The sequence below is a fragment of the Psychromarinibacter sediminicola genome (genome assembly GCF_029168335.1).
GTDB lineage: Bacteria > Pseudomonadota > Alphaproteobacteria > Rhodobacterales > Rhodobacteraceae > Psychromarinibacter > Psychromarinibacter sediminicola.
The window spans coordinates 12,267-30,313 of record NZ_JARGYC010000009.1 but is presented as its reverse complement, the minus strand read 5'-3'; the positions used below and the strand labels follow the sequence as shown (position 1 = coordinate 30,313).

Annotated in this window: 15 protein-coding genes; 12 read left to right on the top strand and 3 right to left on the bottom strand. The window is 70.0% G+C overall.

What is annotated here, in order from left to right; all coding sequences use genetic code 11:
• Nucleotides 1–354 precede the first annotated feature (354 nt).
• Nucleotides 355–780: a hypothetical protein gene (locus P1J78_RS05135; RefSeq protein ID WP_275566253.1), complete on the top strand. Its 426-nt coding sequence runs from the start codon at nt 355–357 to the stop codon at nt 778–780.
• On the opposite strand, the gene P1J78_RS05130 is transcribed toward P1J78_RS05135, so the two are convergent.
• Nucleotides 774–1,802, bottom strand: coding sequence for a hypothetical protein (locus P1J78_RS05130; protein WP_275566252.1), 1,029 nt, complete (start codon nt 1,800–1,802; stop codon nt 774–776). The genes P1J78_RS05135 and P1J78_RS05130 overlap by 7 nt on opposite strands.
• A gap of 158 nt (nt 1,803–1,960) precedes the next feature.
• Between P1J78_RS05130 and P1J78_RS05125 the strand changes: the two genes are divergently transcribed.
• The 4 genes from P1J78_RS05125 (at nt 1,961) to P1J78_RS05110 (ending at nt 6,728) form a co-directional block, all read left to right on the top strand.
• A complete protein-coding gene (locus P1J78_RS05125; protein ID WP_275566251.1) occupies nt 1,961–2,359 on the top strand; it encodes a hypothetical protein in 399 nt (132 codons plus the stop codon).
• Nucleotides 2,360–2,409: 50 nt separating this feature from the next.
• Complete coding sequence (cobT, locus tag P1J78_RS05120) at nt 2,410–4,284, top strand: cobaltochelatase subunit CobT (RefSeq protein ID WP_275566250.1); 1,875 nt, start codon at nt 2,410–2,412, stop codon at nt 4,282–4,284.
• A gap of 204 nt (nt 4,285–4,488) precedes the next feature.
• Entirely contained in the window at nt 4,489–6,282 is a 1,794-nt protein-coding gene (locus P1J78_RS05115; protein WP_275566249.1) for an aminopeptidase P family protein, read from the top strand.
• A gap of 104 nt (nt 6,283–6,386) precedes the next feature.
• A complete protein-coding gene (locus P1J78_RS05110) occupies nt 6,387–6,728 on the top strand; it encodes a DUF427 domain-containing protein (RefSeq protein ID WP_275566248.1) in 342 nt (113 codons plus the stop codon).
• Between the two features lie 147 nt (nt 6,729–6,875).
• On the opposite strand, the gene P1J78_RS05105 is transcribed toward P1J78_RS05110, so the two are convergent.
• Nucleotides 6,876–8,489 (bottom strand): chloride channel protein, encoded by a 1,614-nt coding sequence (locus tag P1J78_RS05105; protein ID WP_275566322.1) that lies wholly within the window; start codon nt 8,487–8,489, stop codon nt 6,876–6,878.
• Nucleotides 8,490–8,667: 178 nt separating this feature from the next.
• On the opposite strand from P1J78_RS05105, the gene P1J78_RS05100 reads away from it, so the two are divergent.
• The 3 genes from P1J78_RS05100 to P1J78_RS05090 are packed head-to-tail and all read left to right on the top strand — an operon-like array spanning nt 8,668 to nt 10,771.
• On the top strand, nt 8,668–10,041 hold the full coding sequence (locus P1J78_RS05100) for an FAD-binding oxidoreductase (RefSeq protein ID WP_275566247.1): 1,374 nt from the start codon (nt 8,668–8,670) through the stop codon (nt 10,039–10,041).
• Nucleotides 10,038–10,484, top strand: a complete 447-nt coding sequence (locus P1J78_RS05095; protein WP_275566246.1) for a YybH family protein — start codon at nt 10,038–10,040, stop codon at nt 10,482–10,484. The genes P1J78_RS05100 and P1J78_RS05095 overlap by 4 nt, the downstream gene beginning before the upstream one ends.
• Entirely contained in the window at nt 10,484–10,771 is a 288-nt protein-coding gene (locus P1J78_RS05090; protein WP_275566245.1) for a hypothetical protein, read from the top strand. The genes P1J78_RS05095 and P1J78_RS05090 overlap by 1 nt, the downstream gene beginning before the upstream one ends.
• A gap of 15 nt (nt 10,772–10,786) precedes the next feature.
• Here P1J78_RS05090 and P1J78_RS05085 read toward each other — a convergent pair whose 3' ends face one another.
• Nucleotides 10,787–12,235: an efflux transporter outer membrane subunit gene (locus P1J78_RS05085; RefSeq protein WP_275566244.1), complete on the bottom strand. Its 1,449-nt coding sequence runs from the start codon at nt 12,233–12,235 to the stop codon at nt 10,787–10,789.
• A 247-nt stretch (nt 12,236–12,482) separates the two neighbouring features.
• Between P1J78_RS05085 and surE the strand changes: the two genes are divergently transcribed.
• From surE to P1J78_RS05065, 4 genes are all read left to right on the top strand, one after another.
• Nucleotides 12,483–13,268 (top strand): 5'/3'-nucleotidase SurE, encoded by a 786-nt coding sequence (gene surE, locus P1J78_RS05080; protein ID WP_275566243.1) that lies wholly within the window; start codon nt 12,483–12,485, stop codon nt 13,266–13,268.
• A 4-nt stretch (nt 13,269–13,272) separates the two neighbouring features.
• Nucleotides 13,273–13,932, top strand: coding sequence for a protein-L-isoaspartate(D-aspartate) O-methyltransferase (locus tag P1J78_RS05075; protein WP_374213177.1), 660 nt, complete (start codon nt 13,273–13,275; stop codon nt 13,930–13,932).
• A 43-nt stretch (nt 13,933–13,975) separates the two neighbouring features.
• A complete protein-coding gene (locus P1J78_RS05070) occupies nt 13,976–15,163 on the top strand; it encodes a peptidoglycan DD-metalloendopeptidase family protein (protein ID WP_275566242.1) in 1,188 nt (395 codons plus the stop codon).
• A gap of 389 nt (nt 15,164–15,552) precedes the next feature.
• Entirely contained in the window at nt 15,553–18,042 is a 2,490-nt protein-coding gene (locus P1J78_RS05065) for a Hint domain-containing protein (protein WP_275566241.1), read from the top strand.
• The last annotated feature ends 5 nt before the right edge of the window (nt 18,043–18,047 follow it).

The window sequence follows — 18,047 nt, the reverse complement described above, 5'->3', positions numbered from 1 at the left end:
TGTCGCGAGTCCACCCCGCCGATCCAGGTCGCCGGAGCGAGGGGATCGGCGGGGCTTCTCCTCGTGCGGTCATCGGCTCGCCAGCCTGTACCGCGACTCCGACCATGACGCACCGGGGTTAACAGCGCGTTACCGTCCCCCGGTCTTCTTCTCGTCGCAAATACGCATTTCCCCCGGTCCGGCCGGCGCAGACCCCGGGCAGGCGAACCGAACCCATCCGCCGGGCGCCCGTGAGAAGGGCCCGGCGCGCCCGCGGCGCGGCGGGGCCGACGAACGTGGCGCCGAAACGCTATACTATGTGCATCTTTCGTATATACGACTTGACCTGTGACGCCGGTGTCATAAGGTCGTTACATGACACGTTTGCTGGTAATCCTCGCCCTCGCGACGGCCTGCGTGACGACGGCCCGGGCCGGCTCGCTTCCCTTCTATGCGCATGAACGCGCCCAGACCTTCGCGGTCTGCTCGGGGCGACTGTCGGCGCTGGCAGTGCGCCAGTCGGCCATGGAGGATCCCGAGGCGACGGCCACGCGGCGGTTGATGCAGGATTTCGACATGTTGCTGGAAGCGACGCTGCCCGCCGCCTATGACGAGGGCGTGCCGGAACGCCAACCCCGCGTCTGGCGCGCCCGCGGCTGGACCGAGATCGCCGGGCTGCTGCGCGAGACACATGACAGCCCAGACGCCGGCCGCGCCGAACGGGCCGCGGCCCAGCTGACGCAGCGCATCCGCCAGTGCCGCGATCTGATCCTGCCCGCCAACGGACCGCCGCGTCAGTAAAGCGGCGGACAGCCCAGATCGCCGGAGGCCAGCGCCTCCATCAGCGGGCGGAACTCCGGATCGTCGTAGAGCGCGATCAGCCCCTCGGCGACGGCCTGCATCCGCTCGGCCCAGTCCGCGCCCTGCGCGTCCGGCGTCACCCGGCTCAGCGCGTACCGCTCCGCATCGGCCATTGCGACCGGCTCCAGCAGCCGGACCGTCTCCGCCGGCGAAAGCGGCGCGAGCGCGTCGAACAGCGGCCCCTGCCCTTCGCTGATCTGGTGGGACAGACAGTCGAAATGCTGCGCCTGGCTCAGCTCTCCGGCCGCCACAAGAAGGATCGCGATGTCTGGTGCGTCGTCGGCGACGCGGGTGAAGGTGGCCGTGTCCTCGGTATCCTCCCGCATATAGGGATCCATGCGGTTGTAGCGGATCACCAGCGTGTCGCCGTCGCGCAGAAAGGCCAGCGGCCGCTCGAAGTAGTTCACCGAGAACTTCACGAACAGGTCGACGCTGCGGTCGAATTCGAAACTGCGGCCCGAATAGGCGAAACTGTCGTCGTAATCGCGGGTATAGCCGCCCTTGCGCCCGCCCCCCGGGATCAGCCGGCCCTCCGACAGCAGCCCGGCATAGCCCGCGCCGGGCGTCCACGGCATCGGGGCGCCGTCAGGCAGGACCGCCTTGATCCAGTATTGCCGCACATGCAGCGAACCCGGCGCCTCGCCCGGCGCGATGCGCAGCACCTCCTGGCCCGGCACCATGATGCCCGCCACATAGCCCAGCACGTTGTCGCCCAGCCAGGTGCCGTAGAGCTGCTCCGGCCCGGCCACCGGCGCGGCCTCGGCGATGGCGGCGAGGTTCTTCTGGAACATGGCGAGCTGGTCGCGGGTGCAGCCCAGCGCCTCGGTCGGCGGGGCCGGCGCGCGGACGTTGCGGGGCGGTTCGGGGACGCGGAACGCCGCCATCAGCGTGGCGCAGTCCTGCGCCGCCGCCGGCAGCGCGCCGAGCCAGGCGGAAAGAGCGAAAAACACAAGCCGTCGCATCGGTCAAAATCCTTGTATCGAAATCGAACAGACTCTTTCTGGGCGGCCCGTCGCCGGCCGGTCAAGCGAAAGCTGGGGACGCGCCCCGGCACGCGCGGCAGACAGCTTTCGCAAACTGCGTAATTGATCATCGGTTAATTTGGGGTAAAGTCCATTTCATGAGCGGTCTGAAAACACTCGGCCCCGCGATGGCCCTCGCTGCCACGCTCCTCGCCGCCACGCTCCTCCCCGCGCCGGCCCGGGCGTTCGATCTGCCCCGCGAGTTCGCCACCTGCACCGGCCGCTATTCCGCCCTGATGGAGCATCAGTGGCTGACGGACGGCCCGGCCTCGGAGGACACCGAACGCCGCCGCAACCGCTTTGCCGACCTCCTCGACGCGGTGATCCCGCCCGGCCGGGGCCGCGAGGTGCTGGGCTGGCGGATCGCGGCCAAGGCGGCGCAGGCCGCGCTGTTGCAACAGGCGACCTTCGCGGCCGACCCGGCCGCGCGCGCCGTCGCCCGCCGCCGGGCCGACCGCCTGATCGCCACCTGCGACCGGCTGCTGCTGGGCGCCTGAGCCGCGAATCCGCCTTGCTTTCCGGCCCGTTCGGACCGATGTATCGGGGCATGACGAAGCAGAGCGACAACCCCGCGGATCCGTTCAAGAAGGCTCTGGCCGAGGCCACCCGCGTGATGGCCGACGACCCCGAATTGCAGGTCAGCTATTCGGTCGATCCGCCCGGCGCCTCGAACGACAGCGTCCGCCTGCCGCAGATCAGCCGCCGCATGACCCGCGAGGAGGTGCTGCTGGCGCGCGGCACCGCCGACGCCTACGCGCTGAAGCTCAAGCATCACGACGCCGGCACCCACAACCGCTATGCGCCACCGGGCCAGATGGCCCGCGATCTCTACGAGGCGATGGAGACCGCCCGGTGCGAGGCCGTCGGCGCCCGCGACATGCCCGGCACCGCCTCCAACATCGACGCCAAGATCGGCGCCGAGGCCGCGCGCAAGGGCTACGGCCAGATCACCGATGTCAGCGAGGCGCCGCTCGCCGCCGCCGCCGGCTACCTGATCCGCCACCTCGCCTCGGGCCGCCCCGTCCCAGAGGGCGCCGAGAACGTCATGGAGCTGTGGCGGCCGTTCATCGAGGAGAAATGCGGCGACACGCTGGAGAACCTGCAGGAGACCCTGCGCGACCAGTCCGCCTTCGCCAAGTTCGCCCGCCAGATGATCGACGACATGGGCTATGGCGACCAGCTGGGCGAGGATCCGGACGACCTGGACGACCAGGAGGACGAAGAGACCGCCTCGGACGAGGAAGAAGACGAGCCCGACAGCACCGGCTCGGAGGACGACGAGACCGAGCAGGACCCCGACGCCTCGCCCGAGCAGTCGCAGGAAGAGCAGATGGACGCGGCCCAGGCCGAGGTCTCGATGGACGACACCGACGACATGGAGATGTCGGACGAGACCGAGATGCCCGAGGGCGAGATGCCGCTCGACCCGCCGCCGCCGCCGCATTCCGAGGCCGACCCCGACTATACCGTCTACACGACGGCGCATGACGAGGAGATCAAGGCCGAGGACCTGGCCGAACCGCAGGAGCTGGAGCGCCTGCGCGCCTATCTCGACCAGCAGCTCGAACCCCTGAAGGGCGCCGTCGGCCGGCTGGCCAACAAGCTGCAGCGCCGGCTTCAGGCACAGCAGAACCGCTCGTGGGACTTCGACCGCGAGGAGGGCATCCTCGATGCCGGCCGGCTGGCGCGCGTCGTCGCCAACCCGACGACGCCCCTGTCCTTCAAGGTCGAACAGGACATGGAGTTCCGCGACACCGTCGTGACGCTCCTGCTGGACAACTCGGGCTCGATGCGCGGCCGGCCGATCTCGATCGCCGCGATCTGCGCCGACGTGCTGGCCCGCACGCTGGAACGCTGCGACGTGAAGGTCGAGATTCTTGGCTTCACCACCCGCGCCTGGAAGGGCGGGCAGGCGCGCGAGGACTGGCTGAACGCGGGCCGCCCGCAAAGCCCCGGCCGCCTGAACGACCTGCGCCACATCATCTACAAGGCCGCCGACGCGCCCTGGCGCCGCTCGCGCGACAATCTCGGGCTGATGATGAAGGAGGGACTTCTGAAGGAGAACATCGACGGCGAGGCGCTGGAATGGGCGCATCGCCGCATCGCCTACCGCCCCGAGGCGCGGCGCATCCTGATGGTGATCTCCGACGGCGCCCCGGTGGACGATTCGACCCTGTCGGTGAACCCGGCGAACTACCTGGAGAAACACCTGCGCGACGTGATCGCGATGATCGAGAAGAAGAAGCTGGTGGAGCTTCTGGCGATCGGCATCGGCCATGACGTGACGCGCTACTACGACCGGGCCGTGACGATCACCGACGTCGAACAGCTGGCCGGCGCCATGACCGAACAGCTCGCCGCGCTGTTCGACAAGGACCCGCGCGCACGGGCCCGCATCATGGGCATCCGCAAGGCAAGCTAGGCCCCGCGACCGTCCCGGCTCTGCCCCAGCCCTAAGCGGCACCGCCGGGCCTCCGCGCCACGGCACCACCGGCGGCCTCCCCCGCAGGCGAAGCCGAGGCGGAGAGAAAACAGCTTGCCGAGCGCAGCGAGGGGCCGCTTGGAAACCGCCCCTCTGGCCATCCCCCGCGCGCCGGTGCAGTCTCCGCGCCAAAGGAGATGCTGTATGTTCCAGACCTTCGACGCCCCCACCTCTCCCGACCAGGGCCCGCCGCGGCTCGCCGCGCTGCGCGCCGAGATCGCGCGGGAGGGGCTCGACGGCTTCCTCGTCCCCCGCGCCGACCGGCACCAGGGCGAATACGTCGCCCCCTGCGACGAACGGCTGGCCTGGCTCACCGGCTTCACCGGCTCGGCCGGCTTCTGCGCGGCGCTGCGCGACCGGGCGGGCCTTTTCGTCGACGGCCGCTACCGGGTGCAGGTCAAGGCACAGGTCGCGGATGATTTCACGCCGGTCGACTGGCCCGAGACGAAGCTCGGCGACTGGCTGAAGGGCGCGCTGCCCGAGGGCGGGCGCGTCGGCTTCGACCCGTGGCTGCACACGCTGGACGAGATCACGAGGACCGAAGGCAGGCTGCAGGGCACCGGCATCGAGCTGGTCGAATGCGACAACCTGGTCGACCGGATCTGGACCGACCGTCCCCCCCGCCCCGCCGCGCCGGTGGAGAAATACCCAAAGGAGCTGGCCGGCGACGGCGACGAGACCAAGCGCGAGCGCATCGCCGCCGCGCTGCGTGCGGCCGGCCAGAAGGCGGCGGTGCTCACCCTGCCCGACTCGCTCTGCTGGCTTCTGAACATCCGCGGCGCGGACATCCCGCGCACCCCGGTGACCCAGGCCTTCGCCATCCTGCACGACGACGGGCGGATGCAGCTGTTCTCCGACCCCGAGAAGTTTGAAGGCCTCGGCCCCGACCCGATGATCGCCCAGTCGCACTGGGACGGCTTCGCCGGGGCGCTCGCCGTGCTGGACGGTCCGGTGCGCGTCGACAAGGGCACCGCCCCCCTCGCCGTCACCCGTATCCTGGAGCGCGCGGGCGTCGAGGTGGCGCATGACGACGACCCCTGCATCCTGCCCAAGGCCTGCAAGAGCGACACCGAGATCGCCGCCACCCGCACCGCGCATCTGCGCGACGCCGCCGCGATGTGCGAATTCCTCGCCTGGCTCGACGCCGAGGCGCCGACCGGCGGCCTGACCGAGATCGACGTCGTCACCGCGCTGGAAGGCTACCGCCGCGCCACCAACGCGCTGCGCGAGATCAGTTTCGACACGATCTGCGGCGCCGGCCCGAACGGGGCCATCGTGCATTACCGCGTGACCGAAGAGACCAACCGGGCCGTGAAACCCGGCGAGCTCCTGCTGGTGGATTCAGGCGGCCAGTATCTCGACGGCACGACCGATATCACCCGTACCGTCGCCATCGGCACGCCCACCGAGGAACAGCGCGCCTGTTTCACCCGCGTCCTGAAGGGGATGATCGCCATCTCCCGCGCCCGCTGGCCCGAAGGCCGCGCGGGCCGCGACCTCGACGCACTGGCCCGCATCGCACTCTGGCGCGCGGGGCAGGACTACGACCACAGCACCGGCCACGGCGTCGGCGTTTACCTGTCGGTCCACGAAGGCCCGCAACGGCTGTCGCGCGTCTCGGAGGTGCCGCTGAAGCCCGGCATGATCCTGTCGAACGAGCCGGGATATTACCGCGAGGGCGCCTTCGGCATCCGGATCGAGAACCTGGTGGTGGTGCAGACGGCCGGGACGCTGCCGGGCGCCGACGACCGCGCGATGCTGGACTTCGAGACCCTGACATGGGTGCCCATCGACCGCGCACTGGTCGTGCCGGAGATGCTGGACGCCGAGGAACGCGCCTGGCTCGACGCCTATCACGCCGAGATCCGCGCGAAACTGGCCGACCGGCTGTCGCCCGGCGCCCGCGACTGGCTGGAGCGCGCGACACGGGCGATCTGACGCGGCACAGACAGGCATCGCCGCCATGCACGATTTGACATGGGCCTGTGACCCGGACGGTGTTACAAGCCTCGAAAGCACAAGGCGTAGGGGATGAAAGCAAGATGAACTCCCATATCAGGACACGCAAGGCAGAGGGCACCTGGGTCGTGCGCGCCGGCGGCGCGGTGCTGGGCGAAAGCTCCGACGCGGTCGAACTGACCGAGGGCGACTATCCGCCCGTCATCTACTTCCCGCGCGCGGATCTCGCGATGGCCTTCCTGGAGCCGTCGGACACCCGCAGCACCTGCCCCTACAAGGGCGAGGCGAGCTACTACACGATCCAGGCCAAGAGCGGGCCGATCACCGATGCCGCCTGGAGCTACGAGACCCCGAAGGAGGGGCTGGAGGCGATCGCCGGCCGCCTGGCCTTCTACACCGACCGCGTGGCGGTGGAGCAGCTCTGAGCGACACGCTCCCAAACGGAGCGCCTGCGGCGCGAGATCTTTGGTGCGTTGGGGGGCCAGCCCCGCCGTCCATCGGGCTTGAACCGATGGCGCACGATGAACGGCCCCCCCGGAGTATTGTCAGCCAGAAGAAGCTCGGGCGTGGGGTCAGCGGTGTTCTTCGGCCGCCGTTTCGGCGAGTGCCTTGTTGTAGGCCTTCAGCGCGTCGACATGGTAGAGCGCGCCCAGGAGTTCCGGCGGCCGGTCCTCGCCCCAGAGCGTGACCACCGGCACCCAGTTGGCGCCGCCCTTGTCGAAGACCGGCATCGCCGTGGCCAGGGTCGCGGCGCCGTCGATATAGATGCCCTGCTCGATCAGCTCCCACGCGGCCTCTTCCGTGGCGGGGCCGTCGGCGCTCAGATCGCGCGTCAGCGTGGCGACGCGGACCATCGACAGCAGATAGGCCTGCGGCCCGGCGGCCAGGTGGATGTTGCGCCGGTAGAGCTGGGTCAGGAAGAACGACCGCTGCACGATCCGGCTGGCCAGCGCCGTCGACAGCGACACGGCGACCATGACGGCCAGGCCGGTCTGCCAGTCGCCGGTCAGCTCAAAAACGATCAGCGTGGTCGAGATCGGCGCCCCCAGCACCGCCGCGGCCACCGCCCCCATGCCGGCGAGCGCATAGAGCGACTCCGAGCCCGAGACCTCGGGGAAGATGCCCGTGGCGATGATTCCGAAGGCCAGCCCGGTCAGCGCTCCCAGCATCAGCGAGGGCGAGAACATGCCGCCGCCCATCCGTCCCCCGAGCGTGATCGCGACCGCGACGGTCTTGATGACGGCGTAGACGATCGCCTCGTGCAGGACGAGTTTCCCGGTCAGCGCGGCCGAGGTCGTCTCGTAGCCCACGCCGATGATATGCGGATACCAGATCGCGATGCCCCCCAGCACCAGGCCGGCGACGGCCGGCCGCAGGTAGCGCGGCAGCGCCATGCGCCGTTGCAGCCAGGTGCCGACCGCGTCGGCCCAGAAGATCGCCCGCATCAGCGAGACCGAGACCAGCCCCGCCACGAGCCCCAGGATCAGGAAGGCGGGAAGCTCGACGTAGAATTCCAGCGTCGAATGCTCGGCCAGCGTGAACTCGGTCACGTCGCCGAAGACCAGCCGGTTGACCACCGTCCCCGCGACCGAGGCGATGACGATGGGCGCGAAGGCGTTGACCGCGAAGTGGCGCAGGATCACCTCCATCGCGAAGAGCGCGCCGGCGATGGGCGCGTTGAACGACGCCGAGACCGCCGCCGCCACCGCGCAGCCCAGAAGGTCGCGCCCCGTGACGCCGTCGGCGTTGATCCGGTCCGACACCCAGGTGGCCAGCACGCCCGCGAGGTGGACGACCGGCCCCTCGCGCCCCGAGGAGCCGCCGGAGGAGAGGGTGATCCACGAGGCGACGGCCGAGGCGATGCCTTCTCGCTTCTCCACCCGGCCGTCGTTCAGCGCCGCGCCCTGGATCACGTCCGACACGGCGCGCACCCGCCCGTCGCCGGTGAAGCGGTGCAGGATGATCCCCACGACGAGCCCGCCGATCGCCGGGATCAGCACGACCCAATACCACGGCAGCGTCCGGGCGAAACTGTGCAGGTGGGCCACGTCCTCGGTGCCGTAGAGGGCCGCCTGCAGCGTCTCGATCCCCAGCCGGAAGCCCATCGCCGCCAGCCCCGCCGCGGTGCCCAGCACCAGCGCGATGAACCAGAACTGCACCTGCCCCGGCCCGCGGTCGCGCAGCATGTGCCAGCCGCGGCTCAGACTGTCGCGCGCCGCGCGCGCCTGCCGCGCGATCAGGGTCCGGACCGGTTTGCGCGCCGGTTCGCCCGTCTCGGCTCCGGTTTGCGCTGAACGGTTCCGCACCTTGTGAACTTCCTCTAGTCTGGGCCGAACTCGTCTGCGAGGGGATGGATGAACGACGATGCGTAACGACGCGGCACTGAACGAGCTTTCCTCATTACTAGGCAATCGGCTGAGCCGATCCAAGTCCGATCTGGACCTGCACGGGCGGTCCGAGTCGCACTTCCCGCTCACCCCGCCCGACGCTGTGGCCTATCCCGACAGCACCGCCGAGGTCGCGGAGATCGTGAAGATCTGCGGCCGGCACGGCTGTCCGGTCGTGCCCTGGGGCGTGGGGACCTCGCTGGAGGGGCACGCGCTCGCCTTCACCGGCGGTGTGTCGGTGGACTTCACCCGCATGAACCGGGTGCTGAAGGTGAACCAGGAGGACATGGACGTCGCGGTGCAGCCCGGCGTCACCCGCGAGGCGCTGAACGAGGAGCTGCGCGCCACGGGGCTGTTCTTCTCGGTCGATCCCGGCGCCAACGCGACGCTGGGCGGCATGGCGATGACCCGCGCCTCCGGCACCACCGCCGTCCGCTACGGCACGATGCGCGAAAACGTGCTGGCGCTGGAGGTGGTGCTGGCCGACGGCCGCGTCATCCGCACCGGCACGCGGGCGCGCAAGACCTCGGCCGGCTACGATCTCACCGGGCTGATGGTCGGCTCCGAAGGCACGCTGGGCCTGGTGACCGAGCTGACCCTGCGCCTGCAGGGCCAGCCCGAGGCGGTGTCCTCGGCCGTCTGCGCCTTCCCCACGATGGAGGACGCGGTCAACGCCGTCATCGCGACGATCCAGATGGGCATTCCCATGGCCCGGATCGAGTTCGTCGACCCGGCCACGGCGGCCGCCTTCAACGCCTATGCCGGCGCCTCCTTCCAGGAAGTGCCGCACCTGATGGTGGAATTCCACGGCTCCGAGGGCGGCGTGAAGGAGGAGGCCGAGACCTTCCGCGAGGTGGTGGCCGATTTCGGCGCCTCGGATTTCGAATGGGCCGTCAAGCCCGAGGACCGCAAGGCGCTCTGGACCATGCGGCACAACGCGCATTACGCCTGCCTGGCCAGCCGCCCCGGCGCGCGGGCCATCGTGACGGACATCTGCGTGCCGATCTCGAAGCTGGCCGAGGCGGTGGAGGAAACCCGCGCCGACATCGCCGGCGCCTCGATCCACGGCCCCATCGTGGGCCATGTGGGCGACGGCAACTTTCACACCGTCCTGCTCTTCGACGAGGACAACCCGACCGAGCGCGCGGAAGCCCAGGCGATCAGCCACCGCATGGTCGAACGCGCGCTGCGCCTCGGCGGCACGGCCACCGGCGAACACGGCATCGGCGTGGGCAAGCTCGACTACATGGAGGCCGAGCACGGCGACGCCTGGGGCGTGATGGGCGACATCAAGCGCACGCTCGATCCGCAGAACATCCTGAACCCGGGCAAGATGGTGCGCGTGAATTGACCCTGTCGGCGCCGGAGGAGATGCCGGCGGCCTTCGCCCGGGCCTGGATGGCGCGCGACGCGGGCGCGCTGGCGGCGCTCTTCGCCGAGGACGCCGATTTCGTGAACGTGGTCGGTCTCTGGTGGGAGGATCGCGCGGCCATCGCCCGGGCGCACGGCTACGCGCTGCGATCCTTCTTCGCCGACAGCCGGCTGGCGCCGGGGCGGGTGAAGATTCGCCGGCTGGGATCGGAACTCGCGCTGGTGCATTGCCGTTTCACCCTGACAGGGCAACGGGCGCCCGATGGCGGCGTCGCGGGGCGTCGAACGACGATCCTGCTGTTCGTGATGCAGAGAAACGGCGACGGCTGGACTTGCATTGCCGCGCAGAACACCGACATCGTGCCCGGAGCGGAAACTCATATCGCCGGCCCCGAGGGGCTGGCCGCAGGAGATTACCGGTGATGCGCGCGTGGTTCGCGAAGATGTGGAATACGGCCAGGGATCTGACCCTGAAAGGGCAGGACTGGGCCCGTCGGCATCTGCCGCCCGGGCTGCGCCTGCTCGTGGGTCTCTTGCTGATGGCCGGCGGCCTGATCGGCCCGATCATCCCGTTCCTCGGCGTCTGGATGCTGCCGCTGGGCGCGGCCATCGCGGCGCTGGACATCCGCCCGCTCTATCGCTGGATCACCGGCGCGCGGCAATACCTGCCGGAGGCGTGGCGGCGGAAAACGGACCGCGGCAACGCCTGAGACGCGCCGGCGCCGTCAGCCCTTGCCGCCCCTGAAGATGCCCGAAAGACCCAGCGGATCGCGCCGCGGATGCGGGTCTTCGCGCTCCAGGTCGGTCTGAAAGCCCGGCGCGCGCCAGCCCTTGCCGCCCGACACCTGAAGCTGCGACCAGGCCAGCGCATAGTCGCGATAGGCGGCCGCCAGGCTCAGCCGGTCCCGCGACAGCGCGATCTCGGCATCCAGCACCTCGGTCAGCACCACCTCCTGCGCGCGGTAGGCCGAGCGCGACAGCTCCAGCACCCGGCGCGAATAGACCAGCGTTTCCTCCAGCTTGCCGACCTGCGTCTTCAGGTAGCCGGTCCGCGACAGCCCGCGCTGCACCTCTTCCACCGCGGTCCGCACGGTGGATCGCCAGTCCAGCTCGGCCTGCCGCGCCTCGGACACCGCCACCCTGCGGCCGGCGTCCAGCACGCCGCGGTTCAGGATCGGCAGGTTCAGCGTCGGCCCGATGGACCAGTTGTCGCTGTAGCCCAGAAGCTCGGAATCCGACGCGGTGATCGTCCCGCTCAGGGACAGCGACGGGTAGAGCTGGGCCTCGGCCACGCCGATGGCCGCGGTCGCGGCGGCAAGCTGGCGCTCGGCCGCCCGTATGTCGGGCCGGTTGCGCAGGAGGTTGGCGGGAATGCCGGCGCCCTCGAAGCCGATGGGACGCGGCTGGTAGTCGGAGCTGCGCATCTCCTCCAGAAGCGGCTCGGGCGCCTCCGCCAGAAGCGTCGCCAGCCGGAACACGTTCGACTCGAAGCCCGCCATGAGCTCGGGCAGCTCCGCCTCCGCCGATTTCAAAAGGCGCCGCGCCTGTTCCACGTCGAGCTGGGTCGTGGCGCCGGCGGTGCGCAGCTGCTGCGCGATGCCCACGAGCTGCCGGCGGCTGCGGATCGAGGATTTGGCGATCTCGGCCGCGGCCTGGAAGTAGCGCGCCTGAAGATAGGCATCCGTGATGTCCGACAGGAAGGCCAGCCGCACCACGCCCGCGTCGTACTGCGCCGCCTCGTGCAGCGCCAGCGCCTGTTCCGTCGCGCGGCGCCGGCCGCCGAAGACGTCGAGGATGTAGACCGCGTTGAAGCCGCCGCTGACCTGGTTGTCGATCCGGCCGAGCCGGTCGGGCCCGCGCGTGCCCCGCACCTCCAGCCCGCCGTTGGTCAGCGCGTTCAGCCCGACGCGCCCCAACCCCGCCTCCGCCGCGCGGATCCGTTCCAGCGCGGCGGCGATCGACAGGTTCTGGGCGTTGCCCCGCTCGACGTAATGGGCCAGCAGCGGGTCGTTGAGCTTCAGCCACCACAGCTCGGTCGCCGCGTTCAGCAGCGTGCCGTCCTGCGCGTGCAGGAAACGGTCGGGCAACTCGATGGACGGCGCGTCGTAATCCGGACCCACCGCGCAGGAGGCCAGGGCCAGCGTCGCTGCCGCCAGAGGAACTGCTCGAAACATATGCCTGCCGCTTGCTCTTTGGCTTTTGCCCAACCATAGCCGTCCGGCGCATATCGCGCAAAACCGCCCTGATATCCGGCCGAACTGCCGCCAAGCCTGTCACTATTCGAACACGCCCCGGCAAAAATCGCGCCGCGACGACGCCAAAAAGCAACGCCCGTCGGCTTGTGTATCCATTCCGCCGGAAACCGGATTCAAATCGCCCCCGCGTTGGATTATGCAGGGGTCAATAAACAAGAAGGCAGGCATGCGAATACTCATCACCAATGACGACGGGATCAATGCGCCGGGACTCCAGGTCCTGGAGCGGATCGCGGCCGAGGTGGCGGGCCCGCAGGGCGAGGTCTGGACCGTCGCGCCCGCCTTCGAACAGTCCGGCGTCGGCCACAAGATCAGCTATACGCACCCGATGATGGTGATCGAGATGGCGGCGCGGCGCTACGCCGCCGAAGGCTCGCCGGCCGACTGCGTGCTGGCCGGGCTCTACGACGTGCTCGACGGCGCGCGCCCCGACCTGGTGCTGTCGGGCGTCAACCGCGGCAACAACGCGGCCGAGAACACGCTCTATTCCGGCACCATCGGCGGCGCGATGGAGGCGGCGCTGCAGGGCGTGCCCGCCATCGCCCTGTCGCAATACTACGGCCCCGCCAACCGCGACCTCGCCGACCCGTTCGAGGCCGCCGCCGCCACCGGCGCCGAGGTGGTCGGCCGCATCCTCGACTGGAACGAATGGGGCGGCGGCGACTACGGCGTGTTCTACAGCGTGAACTTCCCGCCCTGCCCGGCCGCGGAGGTGAAAGGCACCCGCGTCACCGTCCAGGGCATGCGCCGCGACACCTATTTCAGCACCGAGCCGCACATGTCCCCCTCGGGCCGCCGCTTCGTCTGGATCAAGGGCGGACCGCAGGCGGTCGAGACGGCGCCGGACTCGGACAACCAAGCCAATCTCGACGGCTATGTCTCGGTCACGCCGATGCGCTGCGACCTGACGGCCCACGACCTGCTCGACACCCTGCGCGAAAAGATGGAATGACCGCATGGCCATGGTAGATTTCGACATGATGGACGCCGAACGTGTGATGCAGTTCCTCTTCGCCCTGCGGTCGAAGGGCGTGACGGACAAGCGCGTTCTGGAGGCCATGGAGTTCATCGACCGCGGCCTGTTCGTGAAGGGCCATTTCGCCAGCCGCGCCTATGACGACCTGCCCCTGCCCATCGCCTGCGGCCAGACGATCAGCCAGCCGGGCGTCGTCGGCCTGATGACCCAGGCGCTGAAGGTGCGCCCGCGCGACAAGGTGCTGGAGGTCGGCACCGGCTCGGGCTACCAGGCGGCGATCCTCAGCCAGCTGGCGCGCCGGGTCTACACCGTCGACCGCCACCGTCGGCTGGTGAAGGAGGCGCGGCGCGTCTTCGACCGGCTGGATCTGACCAACATCACCACCATCGTCGGCGACGGCAGCTTCGGCCTGCCCGACCAGGCGCCCTTCGACCGCATCGTCGTGACCGCCGCGGCCGAGGATCCGCCCGGCCCGCTCTTGGCGCAGTTGCGCACGGGCGGTATCATGGTAGTGCCGGTGGGTCAGTCGGACGCGGTCCAAAGGCTTATAAAAGTTACGAAATCCGAAGCTGGGCTTGAATACGAAGAGCTGGCGCCGGTGCGATTCGTGCCCCTTGTCGAGGGGTTGGGACAGGATTGACAGGACGGCCCCGGGCAACAACGGGGCGACAGGGGAACGAGCGATGGCAGATTTCCGCCGACTGAACCTCCGTACTCTGCTGGCCACGGCCAGCCTTCTCGCCCTGGCCGCCTGCAGCGGCGGCAGCGGCGGCTTCGACGTGGACATGCGCAACCTGAGCGGCGGGCTGGACACCACCGATGCCACCCGCCTGGCGACGGAACGACGGCCCGCGCCGGACGAGAACGGCATCATCAGCTACCCGAATTTCCAGGTCGTCGTGGCCCAGCGCGGCGATACCATCCGCAGCATGGCCGGCCGGCTCGGCCTCGGCGCCAAGGAACTCGCCGACTATAACGGCATCGCCCCCGACGTGCCGCTGCGCGCGGGCGAGGTCATCGCCCTGCCCCGCAAGGTCGACACCTCGGGCGAGGACGGCAATGTCGACATCACCTCGCTGGCCTCCGGCGCGCTCGACCGCGTCGACGGCGGCAATCCGCCCGAACAAGTGGAGACCACCACGCTCGACCCGCCCGCGGCCGGCCCCGCGCCGGAGAGCAGCAGCGGCCCCGAGCCGATCCGCCACAAGGTGGAACGGGGCGAAACCGCCTATTCCATCGCGCGGCGCTACAAGGTCTCGGTCCGCTCGCTGGCCGAATGGAACGGGCTCGGCTCCGACATGAACGTGCGCGAGGGCGCCTATCTGCTGATCCCCGTCGCCTCCGACGATCAGCCGGCCCCGCCCCCGCCCGAGACGGCCGAGACGACCTCGGCCCCCGGCGAGGGCACGCTGACGCCCGAGCCGCCCAGCGCCTCCAAGCCCTTGCCCGAGGAGAACGAGGTCGCCTCGGTCGCGCCGCCGCCCTCGCCCTCGCTCAGCGAGGAGCGCAGCGAAGAGAACGCCGCGCGGCTCCTGCTGCCGGTGTCGGGGTCGATCATCCGGCCCTACGACAAGGGCAAGAACGACGGCATCGACATCGCCTCCTCCGCCGGCACCCCGGTGAAGGTCGCCGATGACGGCGTGATCGCCGCCATCACCCGCGACACCGAGGAAGTGCCGATCCTGGTGGTGCGCCACGCCAACAACCTGCTGACGGTCTACGCCAACATCCAGAACATCCCCGTCTCCAAGGGCGACCGGGTGACCCGCGGCCAGACCATCGCCGAGGTGCGCGACACCAGCCCCGCCTTCCTGCATTTCGAGGTGCGCGAAGGGTTCGAAAGCGTCGACCCGGTGCCCTACGTGAACTGACGCCTGCCCGGCCAGGGAAACTGCGCGCGACGGTGACGTCGGCCTGACACCGGCGGCTCCGTCGTGTCGCCGGACGGGCGGAACGGGCCCGCAACAGCCCCCTGACGCACCGCCCGCTCCGCCACCGCCCGCGGACACGATCCGGACCCCGATACCCCGACCGGCACGACGCAGTCGGGCGAGTCCGGCACGGCGCGGCCGCAATTCGGCCATGTTCGGCCCGATAACCATGAATTCCCGGAAAATCACCGGACAATAAATCAAGAAACCGTCCGATTGTCGCCTCCGAGCCGCCGACCCAGGCGTCGATAACCAATATACCAAGAATTGGGGCAGGCAGATGCAGGCAGACAACACGATGGCAACCAGCGTGGGCACGGGGGCCGGCCATGGCCACCTATAACCTGCGCTTCTACGACGCCGACCCCTGGCAGATCCTGCCGCAGGGCACCGGCAGCTTCGTCTGGACCGGGCCGGCCACGGCCGATGGCAAGATCGTCGTCGACGACCCCGAATCCGGCGTCGAGGGCGTGACGCTCGACGACGACAACGACGGCGGCGAAAGCGCCACCGGCGATGTCGACCTGAACGGCACGATCTCGACCAACTCGGATGTCGATGCCGAAGAGGTCTGGACGGTCCAGGACAGCGTCACCGGAGAGGTCTTCCAGATCGCCACGCTGCAGGTCGAGGACGGCGCGGCCGCGGGCTATTACACGATCTCCGAGATCCCGCTGGTCGCCGGGCGCGAATACACGGCCATCGATTTCGACAGCAACCCCGACGTCAGCGCGGGCGACATCGCCTTTTCCTCCGAGGATTACGTGGCGCCCGAGCATGTCGTCACCGGCACGTCCGGCGCCGACACCATCGACGCCAGCTATACCGGCGACCCCGAGAACGACCAGGTCGACGACGGCTTTGCCGACGGGCCCGACGGCAACGCCAACACCATCGAGGCGCTGGGCGGCGACGACAGCGTGTCCGCCGGCCTCGGCGACGACACCGTCAGCGGCGGCGCGGGCGACGACACGATCGACGGCGGCGCGGGCGACGACAGCCTGAGCGGCGGGGCCGACAACGACAGCATCGACGGCGGCGACGGGGCGGACACGATCGAGGGCGGCACCGGCACCGACACGCTCGACGGCGGCGACGGCGACGACAGCGTCAGCGGCGGCGACGCGGCCGACCTTCTGTCCGGCGGCACGGGCAACGACACGCTGGAGGGCGGCGACGGCAACGACACGCTGCAGGGCAACGACGGCAGCGGCGACCTGACCGGCTCCCAGGAGTTCCTGGACTGGAGCGCCGTCGGCCCCGACGGCACCAATGTCGCGGGCGGCTTCACCCAGACCACCGGCGACACCCAGGTCAGCGTGTCCTTCTCGGACGACGGCGACAACAATCCCAGCTTCCTCATCGAGACCTCCGACACCGCCTATGTCGAGGGCGGCGAGGATTACGACGCCAATTCCAACCTCTACCTCTACGGCGACGGCGACGGCGACACCTCGACCACGACGATCGACTTCGCGGCGGCCGGCGGCGCGCCCGTCACCGGCGCGGTCGAGAACGTCTCGTTCCGCCTCAACGACATCGACTTCGCCTCCGGCAACCACCAGGACATCGTGACGGTCAACGCCTATAACGGCACCGATCCCGTCTCCGTCACGCTGACGCCCGAGGGCGACGACACGGTCTCCGGCAACACGATCACCGCCGGCTCGGCGCTGGACAACCCGTCCGACGCCAACGGCTCGGTGCTGGTCGAGATCGGCGGGCCGGTCACCTCGATCGAGATCGTCTATGCCAACGGCGTGACCGCGACCCAGGCAATCTATGTCAGCGACGTCTACTTCACCACGGTCCCCGACCCGGAGGCGGCGGATGCCGACAGCCTGGACGGCGGGGCGGGCGACGACGTGCTGGCGGGCGACGGCGGGGCCGACACGCTCGATGGCGGGGCCGGGGCCGACACGCTGACCGGCGGCACGGGCGACGACATCTTCGTCCTGCAATCCGGCGGCGGCGCCGACGTCATCACCGATTTCGACACGGGCGACGACGACAACGACGGCAGTTTCAACGACCAGCTCGACCTGTCGGGCCTGCTGGACGACGAGGGCAACCCGGTCAACGCCTGGGACATCACGGTCAGCGACGACGGCTCGGGCAACGCTGTCCTGTCCTTCCCGAACGGCGAGAGCCTGACGCTGCTGGGCGTCAGCCCGTCCGAGATCGACGGCGCGCAGGCGCTGGGCTCGGCCGGCGTGCCCTGTTTCGCCACCAGCACCCGCATCCGCACGCCGCGGGGCGACGTGCCCGTCGAGACGCTGACGCCCGGCGACCTGGTGATGACGCTCGATGCCGGGCCGCAGCCGATCCTCTGGACCGGCCGCCGCCATCTCGGGCCCGAGGCCCTGCTGGCCGAGCCGCAGAACCGCCCCGTGCTGATCCCCGAAGGCGTGCTGGGCAACGACGCGCCGCTTCTCGTCTCGCCGCAGCACGCGATGCTGCTGGAAGACGCGCCGGCGCCCCTCGCCGGCCGGTTCGCCCGCGCCCGCCACCTGGCCGAGGCCCCCGGCCCGGTCCGCGTGGCCCAGGGCAGACGACAGGTCACCTATCACCACCTGCTGCTCGCCCGGCACCACGTGATCCGCGCCAACGGCGCCGCGACCGAAAGCTTCTATCCCGGCCCCGAGGCGCTGAAGATGTATCCCAAGGCCGCGGTCGATCAGCTTCGCGCCCTGATCCCGGGGCTGGGACAGGGCCCGGTGCAGCAGGTCTACGGCCCGACCGCGCGCCCGGTCCTGCGCCGCCACGAGGTGCTGCGGCTCCTCGACTTGCGCCACGCCGCCCGGCGCCGCGCCGCCTGACACGC

Excerpts from the sequence above, each read along its gene's own strand:
- P1J78_RS05135 (WP_275566253.1), top strand. The coding sequence starts at position 355 with ATGACACGTTTGCTGGTAATCCTCGCCCTCGCGACGGCCTGCGTGACG.
- P1J78_RS05130 (WP_275566252.1), bottom strand. The coding sequence starts at position 1,802 with ATGCGACGGCTTGTGTTTTTCGCTCTTTCCGCCTGGCTCGGCGCGCTG.
- P1J78_RS05125 (WP_275566251.1), top strand. The coding sequence starts at position 1,961 with ATGAGCGGTCTGAAAACACTCGGCCCCGCGATGGCCCTCGCTGCCACG.
- cobT (WP_275566250.1), top strand. The coding sequence starts at position 2,410 with ATGACGAAGCAGAGCGACAACCCCGCGGATCCGTTCAAGAAGGCTCTG.
- P1J78_RS05115 (WP_275566249.1), top strand. The coding sequence starts at position 4,489 with ATGTTCCAGACCTTCGACGCCCCCACCTCTCCCGACCAGGGCCCGCCG.
- P1J78_RS05110 (WP_275566248.1), top strand. The coding sequence starts at position 6,387 with ATGAACTCCCATATCAGGACACGCAAGGCAGAGGGCACCTGGGTCGTG.
- P1J78_RS05105 (WP_275566322.1), bottom strand. The coding sequence starts at position 8,489 with ATGCTGCGCGACCGCGGGCCGGGGCAGGTGCAGTTCTGGTTCATCGCG.
- P1J78_RS05100 (WP_275566247.1), top strand. The coding sequence starts at position 8,668 with ATGCGTAACGACGCGGCACTGAACGAGCTTTCCTCATTACTAGGCAAT.
- P1J78_RS05090 (WP_275566245.1), top strand. The coding sequence starts at position 10,484 with ATGCGCGCGTGGTTCGCGAAGATGTGGAATACGGCCAGGGATCTGACC.
- P1J78_RS05085 (WP_275566244.1), bottom strand. The coding sequence starts at position 12,235 with ATGTTTCGAGCAGTTCCTCTGGCGGCAGCGACGCTGGCCCTGGCCTCC.
- surE (WP_275566243.1), top strand. The coding sequence starts at position 12,483 with ATGCGAATACTCATCACCAATGACGACGGGATCAATGCGCCGGGACTC.
- P1J78_RS05075 (WP_374213177.1), top strand. The coding sequence starts at position 13,273 with ATGGCCATGGTAGATTTCGACATGATGGACGCCGAACGTGTGATGCAG.
- P1J78_RS05070 (WP_275566242.1), top strand. The coding sequence starts at position 13,976 with ATGGCAGATTTCCGCCGACTGAACCTCCGTACTCTGCTGGCCACGGCC.
- P1J78_RS05065 (WP_275566241.1), top strand. The coding sequence starts at position 15,553 with ATGGCCACCTATAACCTGCGCTTCTACGACGCCGACCCCTGGCAGATC.